The organism is Advenella sp. (assembly GCF_052108595.1).
In the GTDB taxonomy this organism is placed as follows: domain Bacteria; phylum Pseudomonadota; class Gammaproteobacteria; order Burkholderiales; family Burkholderiaceae_B; genus Advenella.
The window spans coordinates 1-10,310 of sequence record NZ_JBQEAU010000137.1 but is presented as its reverse complement, the minus strand read 5'-3'; the positions used below and the strand labels follow the sequence as shown (position 1 = coordinate 10,310).

Here is a 10,310-nt window from a genome sequence, read left to right as displayed (position 1 = left end):
TGAGCGCCCTTTCCTGCTCCAGACTGCGAGCAATTATAAAACAGAGTGTTCAGTGCTACGTCAGTTTTTTGTACGAGCCACAAAAATTTTGCCCAGCACAACAACCAGAAGCGCACCTGCAATACCCATGGTAACGGCCAGTTGATGGTGCGTCATGTGCGCCAGCGCCGCCCAGCTCTCGGTACGGGGCTCAATCGCAGGATCGCCGACAAACATTTCACCTGCAATATAGCCGAGTAGCGCCGCGCCCAGCCATACGATGAGCGGAAACTTTTCAATGACGCTCAGCAGCAAGGTACTGCCGAAAATTACAAGCGGAATACTCAGTGCGAGGCCGATGACCAGCAGCGTGGTATCGCCATGGGCTGCAGCAGCAACCGCAACTACGTTATCCAGGCTCATTACCAGATCAGCAACCAGAATGGTTCGAATCGCGCTCATCAGCGTGGCGTGGGACTTTTCATGCCCGCCCTGCTCGTCATCCGAGTTGACCAGAGAAACGCCGATATAGACCAGCAGCAGGGCGCCGATGATTTTCAGATAAGGAAGCATCAGCAGTTTGGCTGCGACCAGTGTGAGAATAATCCTCATCACGATGGCCGCGCCCGAGCCGATCACAATTGCCTTTTTCTGCTGATTTTCCGGCAACGTGCGGGCCGCCAGAGCGATAACCACCGCGTTGTCACCCGACAGCAGAATATTTACCCACACAATTTCAAGCAGGGCGAGCCAGAATGCCGAAGAACCTATATCCATAGTGAACCTTTCAAAGAGACTTTAAAATGAGAAAACGCTGTCGGTGTTGTCACCCGCGACATTGCCGCGGGTACTTTTTATTCGTGCCATCATTCTATGAATCTTTGCTGACAGTGCCCTGACTTTAGAACACGTATCAAAAGAAAGCGCCCCTGAAATCACATAAACACAATTGTGATTCTCAGGGGCGTTTCAGCAGTTATCGCCCGGATTGAGCGATAAGCCACGGAGGGAACTTACAGTACTGATTTGAGCAATTTGCCCATTTCAGACGGATTGCGCGTGGTGCGAATACCGCAAGCTTCCATGATTTCCAGCTTGGCATCTGCCGTATCGGCGCCGCCGGAGATCAGCGCGCCGGCATGGCCCATGCGTTTTCCAGGAGGTGCAGTCACACCCGCGATAAAGCCAACAATCGGCTTTGTCATATTATCTTTGGCCCATTCAGCGGCATTGACTTCGTCAGGTCCGCCAATCTCGCCAATCATGACCACTGCGTCTGTTTCTGGATCTTCATTGAACATTTTGAGAATATCAATGTGCTTGAGCCCGTTGATCGGGTCACCACCGATACCGACGGCACTCGATTGTCCCAGACCAAGTTCGGTCAACTGTGCAACGGCTTCGTATGTGAGTGTGCCTGAGCGGCTGACTACGCCGATGCGGCCTTTTTTGCAGATGTGCGCTGGCATAATGCCAATTTTGAGCTCATCGGGCGTGATCAGACCAGGGCAGTTGGGGCCCAGCAGCAGCGTTTTCTTGTTTTCCTGGCGCATACGGTTGCGAACGGCCAGCATATCGCGAACAGGAATACCTTCGGTAATGCAGATAACCAGATCCAGGTCTGCCTCTACCGCTTCCCAAATCGCATCGGCAGCCCCTGCCGGTGGAACATAGATAACAGACACATTGGCGCCGGTTTGCGCCTTTGCATCCTTGACCGAAGCGTAAATAGGCACGCCTTCGAAATCCTCGCCTGCGCGTTTGGGATTGACGCCAGCCACAAAGGCTTCTTTACCATTGGCGTAATCGCGGCACATACGTGTATGGAACTGACCGGTTTTGCCGGTAATACCCTGAGTGATGACTTTGGAGTCTTTATTGATCAGAATTGACATGAAAAATTCCTTGCTTACTTAACGGCGGCTACGACTTTGGTCGCGGCTTCAGCCATGGTATCGGCGCTGATGATTGGCAGTCCGGACTCGGCGAGCATTTTTTTGCCCATCTCTTCATTGGTACCCTTCATACGTACAACCAGAGGGACCGAGAGGTTAACGGCTTTGCAGGCAGCGATAACGCCTTCGGCGATAACATCGCAGCGCATGATGCCGCCAAAAATGTTCACAAGAATCGCTTTGACTTCCTTGTTTTTGAGCATGATCTTGAATGCTTCGGTAACCTTTTCAGCGGTCGCACCACCACCTACATCCAGGAAGTTGGCGGGTTCTCCACCAAACAGCTTGATCGTATCCATGGTGGCCATGGCCAGGCCGGCACCATTTACCAGGCAACCGATGTTGCCATCCAGTTGAATGTAGGCCAGGTCAAACTTGCTGGCTTCGATTTCGGCAGGATCTTCTTCGTCCAGATCGCGATATTCAACGATTTCAGGGTGGCGGAACAATGCATTCGAATCAAAATTGAATTTGGCATCAAGTGCGACAATATCGCCTGAACCGGTCAGGATCAGCGGGTTGATTTCAGCCAGGGAAGAGTCGGTATCCCAGTATGCCTTGTACAGTTTCTGGAATTCGACGGCAGCCTTCTCGACTGACGCTTCCGGTACGCCAATACCACGCGCCAGTTCCCGCGCTTCGTCATCGGTAAAGCCCTGGGCTGGATCAACAAACACTTTCAGGATTTTTTCCGGTGTTTTTTCCGCCACTTCCTCAACGTCCATGCCGCCTTCGCTGGATGCCATGACGCATACGCGCTGGCTATTGCGATCGGTCACAATGCCGACGTAATATTCTTTCTTGATATCCGCGCCTTCTTCAACCAGAAGTCGGTTCACTTTCTGACCCGCAGCGCCGGTCTGATGGGTAACCAGTTGCATACCCAGGATTTCAGAAGCCAGCTGGCGCACTTCGTCAATAGACTTTGCCAGTTTCACACCACCGCCCTTGCCGCGGCCGCCTGCATGAATCTGTGCCTTGACAACCCAAACCGGGCCACCGAGCTTCTCTGCGGCGGCAACCGCCTCATCTACGGAAAATGCGGGGATGCCGCGAGGCACCGTCACGCCGAATTTTTTCAGCAGCTCTTTGCCTTGATACTCATGGATCTTCATGTATTACCTATTAGCGTAGGATAAAAAAACAAATGCTCAGCGTTGCGCGAGCACACGAAATGAGACTATTTGAAGCCTGTACAGCGATCATGACTGCCTGACCCGCCGTTTACTACCATCTTGCGAGTTGACATACCACTCAGGATAAAATTCCCTGACCACCGGAGAAGTGAGCGCCAGCGCGTGGCATCCTTCCAGCTGGAACGGCTTTTTCCCGGTTTTCTCAGCATGCTCGCGGCGCTGTGCCGACAAGCTCTGTACAAAGACCGTAGGCAGCAGCACAACCAGCTCGGACATATGCGTGCAACCATCGACACGACCGAAGCGGTCACGTACCGCCGCCCGGAACTGACGCAGCAGATGCAACCCGACCAGGCCACGGTAGGCCTCTTCAATGGCCATACAGGCAGAATCGTAAGGTGCAGCCTGATATTTGGCCCGAACATCGGAAATCACCCCGTCTGGCGTCACCAGCAGAACGATTGTCATATCATGCACCGGGTCGCCTGCCTGGTGCATTGCACCGACTTTGGTAGGAAAGTCATACGCTTTGACATCGACCAAATGCGCTTCAAGCTCCCAGAGTGAATCCTCCCGGAGATAGGCATCCATGGTGATACGACGGGTGTGAATTGGCTTGCGTGCCGAAGAACCCAGAGACATGTTCGAACGATTGAGGAGTAATTGGTCAGTAAACCGATAAAGTATAGCGTACTCCCTTGGGCGCTCGCCCACAAAAAGGCCATATATGCGAAATTTTGCTGCAAAGCAAAAATAGAGTAAAGTGCGCCGGAACACCCTTGGACAGTCGCAAGCGACGTCAAGCAAAAAAAACCACGGAGTGGCGGCAAGCCGTAATCTCCGTGGAAAAGGTTGGTAAACAGTACGCGCTCAAATCACGACACGGTATTCATTTGACAACCCGATATGCTATTGAACCGCGGCGCGCAATGCCTGAGCCGCGTTAACCATCTCGATCAGTGCACTGCGCGTCTCGGGCCACTGGCGGGTTTTCAGCCCGCAATCGGGATTGACCCACAACTGCTTGCGATCCAGACGACTGGCCGCCTTGTTCATCAGTTGGATCATCCACTGCCGATCCGGGACGTTGGGCGAGTGAATATCATAAACGCCGGGTCCGATATCGTTCGGATAGTTAAAGCGTTCAAACGCTTCGAGCAGCTCCATGTTCGAACGGGATGTTTCAATCGTAATCACATCGGCATCCATTGCGGCAATGGATTCAATAATGTCGTTGAACTCCGAGTAACACATATGCGTGTGGATCTGCGTTGTGTCCTGTACGCCCGAGGTGCTGACCCTGAAGCAATCGACCGCCCAGTCCAAATAGGCTTGCCAGTCTGCCTTGCGCAATGGCAGGCCCTCGCGAAAAGCAGGTTCGTCAATCTGAATGACCCGGATGCCGGCTTTTTCCAGATCCTGGACTTCGTCGCGCAGCGCCAGCGCCAATTGCAGGCATGTTGCCTGGCGCGGCTGGTCGTCACGCACAAAAGACCATTGCAGCACCGTGACCGGACCGGTCAGCATCCCTTTCATGGGCTTGTCAGTCAGCGATTGAGCAAAGGCTGTCCACTCTACCGTCATTGGAATCAGACGAGCAACATCCCCGTAAATGATGGGTGGCTTGACACAACGGGAGCCGTAGCTCTGCACCCAGCCATTCTGCGTGAACGCAAAACCGGCCAGCAGCTCGCCGAAATACTCCACCATGTCGTTGCGCTCGGGTTCCCCGTGGACCAAGACATCCAGACCGGCTTCTTCCTGAAACTTGACCACTTCGCGAATTTCCTGGCGAATGGCTTCTTCATATTTGGTATCGCTCAGGGCGCCAGCCTTCCAGTCGCGGCGAACTTTGCGGATTTCCGGTGTTTGCGGGAAGGAACCAATGGTGGTTGTAGGAAAATCTGGCAGTCCCAGCGCCTCACGCTGTTTGACAATGCGCTCGGCAAAGGGGGCACGCTTACGCGCAACCGACGCTGCACCAGCCACACGGTCGGTAACAGCCGGGTTATGAATCCTGCGCGATACTTTGCGGTCGGCCAGCGCAGCGCGCTGCCGGGCAAGCGCAGCAGCCTGCGCTTTGGTAAACGTACCGTTCACTGTCGCAGCCAGCAGGCTCAGTTCGTCAAGCTTTTGTACAGCAAAAGACAGCCAGCTTTTTATTTCTTCGTCCAGCTGGGTTTCCTCGGCCAGGTCTACCGGAACATGCAGCAGCGATGACGCCGGCGCCAGCCACAGCCGTTCGCCCAGTTGTGCCAATGCCGGCCCGACCAAAGCGGCGGCCTGATCCAGATCGGTGCGCCATACATCGCGACCACTGATGATGCCGGCTGACAGCACGCGGTCGGCGGGCCAGGCAGGTAGCACGCGAGCCAGTTGCTGCGGACCGCGAACCAGGTCAAAGTGCACCCCTGCCACGGCGAGCGAGGATACCAGTTCCGTATTGTCGGCTACATCGCCAAAATAGGTTGCCAACAGTATTTTCACCGGCGTTGTAGCCAGTGCTGCGTAGACCTGCCGGTAGGCATCTTGCCAGGCCGGTGGCAGATCCAGCACCAATGCCGATTCGTCTACCTGCACCCATTGCACTCCCTGTTCAGCCAGGCGTGTGAGCACCTGCTTGTATACCTGGAGAAGTTGCGGAACCAGCGCCAGTTTGCGCTCATCTTCTGCACTGGAAAACGATTCACCCTTGCTCAGCCACAGATAGGTCAGCAGGCCGGGAATCACCGGCTTGACCTTGTGGCCCAATGCCTGAGCCTGGGCAACTTGGTCAAACAGGCACGAACGCGCCAGGTAAAATGTCTGATCGGCAGCCAGCTCCGGAACAATATAGTGATAATTGGTATCGAACCATTTAGTCATTTCACATGCGGCTGCCGGTTCACCACTGGGCGCGCGGCCACGTGCCATTCTGAACAGCGTATCCAGATCGACCGGTGCATTCTTCGGATGGTTGAAGCGCGGCGGCACAACGCCCAGCGCGGTTGACCACTCAAGAATATGATCATACCAGGCGAAATCGCCAACCGTCACGAAAGCATTACCCGCAGCTTGCTGGATTGCCCAGTGCCGCTCGCGCAACTGCCTGCCCGTCTCGACCAATTCCTTTTCGGTCGACTGCCCCGCCCAATACGCCTCCAGCGCTTTTTTCAATTCCCGTTTTACGCCAATGCGCGGAAAACCCAGATTGTGTGTCAATGCCATATGTAATCTCTATTAATAATATTCAACAGCCACGTCCATTTCCGATCCCGGTGTGAAGTGGCCTCGCATGAGAGCTGATTAAGTCAGTAGGCAGATTGTGCCGCGCCTGGAAAATGAGGACAGCTCAAATTCATTGATGTAATATTAGAAAAATTCATACTTGAAGATAGCTATCTGATTTTTAACGTTATTTCATGAGCAGATATACTTATAACCAATGAAGTCACCGCTAACAGCATCGGATTGAAGCTTTCTTGATACCATTCAGGCATCAATGAAAAATTCTCACGCAAGCAATAATTACCATGATTGAAATTAAACATCTTGAAACGCTGACCGCCATTCGTGAAGCAGGCAACCTGCAGGATGCCGCCGAACGCCTGTCGGTGACGCAATCGGCGCTCTCGCACCAAATCCGCGAACTGGAAAGCAGGCTCAATCTGAATTTGCTGAATCGCCGCACACGCCCTGCCCGTTTCACCACTGCTGCATTACGCCTGCTGACGCTGGCCGACGACGTCCTGCCGCGTATCCGCAGCGCCGAACGCGAAATGCAGAAACTGGCAGCAGGCAGCACGGGCCGCCTGTACCTGGCCATTGAATGTCACTCCTGTTTCCAATGGCTGATGCCCACGCTGGATGCCTTTCGCTTGCAATGGCAGGACATTTCACTGGATCTGTCTGCTGCCTTTTCCTTCGCGCCCATTCCAGCCCTGATGCGCGGTGATCTGGATCTGGTCATCACCTCGGATCCCGTACCGAATGAATCGGTAGAGTATGTGGCGCTATTCAAATATGAACTTGTACTGGCGGTAGCCGCAGACAATCCGCTGGCCCGCAAGCGCTTTATCAAGCCGGCAGATCTGAGCAACCAGGTCCTGATTACCTATCCTGTGGAAGAAGAACGTCTGGATATTTTCACCGCGTTCCTGGATCCTGCAGGCGTGGAACCAGCCTCCATACGCAAGTCGGAACTGACCCCGATGATTATCCAACTGGTCAACAGCAACCGCGGCGTGGCGGCGTTACCGAACTGGGCGCTCACCGAGTATCAGGCGCAGGACTGGCTCAAAATCGTGCATTTGGGAGAAGCGCCCGGCATCTGGCGCACGCTGTATGCGGCCATCCGCACCGAAGACCGCCAAACCCCCTATATTCAGGCGTTTGTGGAACTGGCCAGGGAAATCTCGTTCAAGCATTTGGCAGGCATTCGTATGGCTTCCTGACGGTCTGGAGAGCCCATAGTTGTTAAATGCATACGCAAATGAATTTGTGGGTTGCAAACCGTAGCACCATGGATATATATTTCCATTAGGGAAAAAATATTGCTATGCGCAAAAACATCAATTTTTTCTATGTTGCAGCGTTTCGCAATACTTTCTGTTTAATTCTTTGAAAGACAGGAGCAGAGGGAAATGGCCGTGGGCAGTCAACATTCAGCATCCTTGGATCATTTGAGCAAACTTGCTGCAACAGCAGGTGTAACGATCAACGGAGACGCGCCGTGGGACCTTCGTCTCACAGATAACAGAGCAGCAGACCGCATTCTTGCTCAGGGGAGCATGGGCTTGGGCGAAAGTTATATGGATGGTCAGTGGGAATGCGACCAGATTGATGAAATGATCACCCGTCTGCTTAGGCATCGCATCGATGACAAAGTCAGAACCGCCGCTACTTTCTGGCATGTTCTGCGTGCCCGTTTTGTGAATAACCAGACCCGCTCCAAAGCCTGGGAAGTGGGCGAGAAGCACTATGACCTGGGCAACGAATTTTTCCGGGATATGCTCGATACGCGCATGACCTACACATGTGGCTACTGGGATACCGCCAACACATTGGATCAGGCGCAGGAAGCCAAGCTGGATCTGGTGTGCCAGAAACTGGGGCTCAAGCCTGGCATGACCGTCCTGGATATCGGATGTGGCTGGGGCAGCTTTATGCGCTTTGCCGCCGAGCGTTACGGCGCGCACTGCACCGGCATCACTATTTCCAAAGAGCAGGCCGAATACGGACAAAAAATATGCGAAGGCCTGCCGGTACAGTTTTTATTGCAGGACTATCGTGACCTGACGGGGCAATACGATCGCATTGTCAGCCTTGGCATGTTTGAGCACGTGGGGCGCAAGAATTACCGCACCTACTTTGAAGCGGCACGCAAGAACCTGAAAGAGGACGGACTATTCCTTATGCACTCCATTGGCGGGAAGATTCGCGATCACGATCCCGATCCATGGATTCACAAATATATTTTTCCCAACGGGGAGATTCCTGTGATTGGCCAGGTTGCTGACCATACAGAGGGTCTGTTTCTGATTGAAGACCTGCACAATTTTGGCGCCGATTACGACAAAACGCTCATGGCGTGGCATGCCAATTTCGAAAAGCATTGGGACAAGCACGCATCGCAATACTCCGAACGCTTCTATCGCATGTGGAGATACTATTTGCTCATTTGCGCCGGTTCATTCCGGGCGCGAGACAACCAGCTATGGCAATTTGTTCTGTCGCCCAATGGTGTGCCCGGTGGCTATCGACGGCCCAAGCTCTAGACGCAGCAGCCAACGCCATGCGAAAAAGCTCGGGGATGCATGGTTGACACAAATGCTGAGGGATGCCGCTGCGGTCATTGTCTGACTGCGGCTGCTTGACTTGTCTGATTGCGGTTATTTGATTACGACTGTCTGATTGCAGTTGTTTGACCACACTATTGACCGTGGCTATTTGAATGTGGCTATTTACTGGAGCTATTTAACTATTGCTATCTGACCGCATTGAGCATGCATGTTAATCGTCTGACGGAGCGCGAACAATCTTTCTTACAATATCTGCGGAGAAGCCGCGACTGAGCAGAAAGCGCACTTGTTTGGCATATTCCTGGGCAGTAGCGTATGCCGCTCCCTTGAATTTTTTTTCCCAGACTGCTTTGGCGCGTTCGTATTCAGAGCTCTGTAAATTGTGAATTGCTGCATTGACATCATCTTCAGATAGGTGATGTTGCCGCAATTTCGCGGCAATACGCATTGCTCCCCATTTTTGCGCAGTCACATTCGCAGTCGCCTGCAGAAAACGACTGTCCGATTGCCAGTTTTCTTTCTTCAGGCGCAGCATTACTGCGTCAAGCTCTTCCGGGCTTTCTGCGTGCGGGGCGAGTTTTTTTCTAAGTTCGTATTCCGAATGCTCGCGCCTGGACAGATACGAAATACCACGGGCAAGCAGGCTGCGACCCTGGCCGCGCCTGCCCTGCCCTTGGGAAAAATCACTCATTAGCTTCCGCAGCCTGGGCAACGTCTTCCGGATCGGCCGTAAATTCCTGGGCTCGCGCGATAATACCCATATTCTCGCGTACCCGGTTTTCAATTTCCACAGCCATTTCCTTGTGCTCTTTGAGATATTCTCGGACATTGTCCTTGCCCTGGCCAATGCGAGTACCACTATAACTGTACCAGGCGCCGGCCTTATCAACGACAGCCGCCTGCACGCCCAGATCGATTATTTCACCTTCGCGCGAAATCCCGGCACCATACATGATATCGAACTCGGCCTGCTTGAATGGCGGGGCGACCTTGTTCTTGACCACCTTGACTCGCGTTTCATTGCCCACAACTTCATCGCCCTTTTTGATGGAACCAATACGACGAATATCCAGGCGAACCGACGCATAAAATTTAAGCGCATTACCACCAGTCGTGGTTTCAGGACTACCGAACATGACGCCAATTTTCATTCGAATCTGATTAATGAAGATAACCATGCAATTGGTACGCTTGATGGAAGCGGTCAGTTTACGCAACGCCTGGCTCATGAGACGCGCTTGCAAACCGGGCAGGCTGTCGCCCATGTCCCCTTCGATTTCCGCGCGGGGCACCAGTGTGGCGACCGAGTCAATCACAATCAGGTCGACCGATCCGGAGCGCACCAGCGCATCGGTAATTTCCAATGCCTGTTCACCGGTGTCTGGCTGGGAAATGAGCAGGTCTTCCAGATTAATACCCAGTTTGGAGGCATACTGCACGTCCAGCGCGTGCTCGGCGTC

At 53.4% G+C, this 10,310-nt stretch carries 9 protein-coding genes; 2 read left to right on the top strand and 7 right to left on the bottom strand.

Annotated elements, in window-relative coordinates; translation table 11 throughout:
• Positions 1 to 60: 60 nt before the first annotated feature.
• The 5 genes from ACTIKR_RS18555 to metE form a co-directional block, all read right to left on the bottom strand.
• Positions 61 to 756 (bottom strand): TerC family protein, encoded by a 696-nt coding sequence (locus ACTIKR_RS18555; RefSeq protein WP_442328642.1) that lies wholly within the window; start codon positions 754 to 756, stop codon positions 61 to 63.
• A gap of 236 nt (positions 757 to 992) precedes the next feature.
• A complete protein-coding gene (sucD, locus tag ACTIKR_RS18550) occupies positions 993 to 1,874 on the bottom strand; it encodes a succinate--CoA ligase subunit alpha (RefSeq protein WP_014750504.1) in 882 nt (293 codons plus the stop codon).
• A gap of 14 nt (positions 1,875 to 1,888) precedes the next feature.
• A complete protein-coding gene (gene sucC, locus ACTIKR_RS18545; protein ID WP_193086986.1) occupies positions 1,889 to 3,049 on the bottom strand; it encodes an ADP-forming succinate--CoA ligase subunit beta in 1,161 nt (386 codons plus the stop codon).
• Between the two features lie 87 nt (positions 3,050 to 3,136).
• Entirely contained in the window at positions 3,137 to 3,712 is a 576-nt protein-coding gene (locus tag ACTIKR_RS18540) for a DUF2889 domain-containing protein (RefSeq protein WP_442328641.1), read from the bottom strand.
• A 267-nt stretch (positions 3,713 to 3,979) separates the two neighbouring features.
• A complete protein-coding gene (metE, locus tag ACTIKR_RS18535) occupies positions 3,980 to 6,277 on the bottom strand; it encodes a 5-methyltetrahydropteroyltriglutamate--homocysteine S-methyltransferase (RefSeq protein ID WP_442328640.1) in 2,298 nt (765 codons plus the stop codon).
• 305 nt (positions 6,278 to 6,582) lie between these two features.
• Between metE and ACTIKR_RS18530 the strand changes: the two genes are divergently transcribed.
• Both ACTIKR_RS18530 and cfa read left to right on the top strand, forming a co-directional pair.
• Positions 6,583 to 7,503: a LysR family transcriptional regulator gene (locus ACTIKR_RS18530; RefSeq protein ID WP_442328639.1), complete on the top strand. Its 921-nt coding sequence runs from the start codon at positions 6,583 to 6,585 to the stop codon at positions 7,501 to 7,503.
• Positions 7,504 to 7,692: 189 nt separating this feature from the next.
• Positions 7,693 to 8,826 (top strand): cyclopropane fatty acyl phospholipid synthase, encoded by a 1,134-nt coding sequence (cfa, locus tag ACTIKR_RS18525; protein ID WP_442328638.1) that lies wholly within the window; start codon positions 7,693 to 7,695, stop codon positions 8,824 to 8,826.
• Positions 8,827 to 9,061: 235 nt separating this feature from the next.
• Here cfa and recX read toward each other — a convergent pair whose 3' ends face one another.
• Positions 9,062 to 9,541, bottom strand: a complete 480-nt coding sequence (gene recX / locus ACTIKR_RS18520; protein WP_193086991.1) for a recombination regulator RecX — start codon at positions 9,539 to 9,541, stop codon at positions 9,062 to 9,064.
• The coding region (gene recA, locus ACTIKR_RS18515) for a recombinase RecA (protein WP_442328637.1) at positions 9,534 to 10,310 on the bottom strand (777 nt) is incomplete at its 5' end. The genes recA and recX, both read right to left, overlap by 8 nt.

What these genes read in the sequence shown, in the direction of transcription:
- ACTIKR_RS18530 (WP_442328639.1), top strand. Translation starts at nt 6,583, where the DNA reads ATGATTGAAATTAAACATCTTGAAACGCTGACCGCCATTCGTGAAGCA.
- recX (WP_193086991.1), bottom strand. Translation starts at nt 9,541, where the DNA reads ATGAGTGATTTTTCCCAAGGGCAGGGCAGGCGCGGCCAGGGTCGCAGC.
- ACTIKR_RS18555 (WP_442328642.1), bottom strand. Translation starts at nt 756, where the DNA reads ATGGATATAGGTTCTTCGGCATTCTGGCTCGCCCTGCTTGAAATTGTG.
- sucC (WP_193086986.1), bottom strand. Translation starts at nt 3,049, where the DNA reads ATGAAGATCCATGAGTATCAAGGCAAAGAGCTGCTGAAAAAATTCGGC.
- metE (WP_442328640.1), bottom strand. Translation starts at nt 6,277, where the DNA reads ATGGCATTGACACACAATCTGGGTTTTCCGCGCATTGGCGTAAAACGG.
- cfa (WP_442328638.1), top strand. Translation starts at nt 7,693, where the DNA reads ATGGCCGTGGGCAGTCAACATTCAGCATCCTTGGATCATTTGAGCAAA.
- ACTIKR_RS18540 (WP_442328641.1), bottom strand. Translation starts at nt 3,712, where the DNA reads ATGTCTCTGGGTTCTTCGGCACGCAAGCCAATTCACACCCGTCGTATC.
- sucD (WP_014750504.1), bottom strand. Translation starts at nt 1,874, where the DNA reads ATGTCAATTCTGATCAATAAAGACTCCAAAGTCATCACTCAGGGTATT.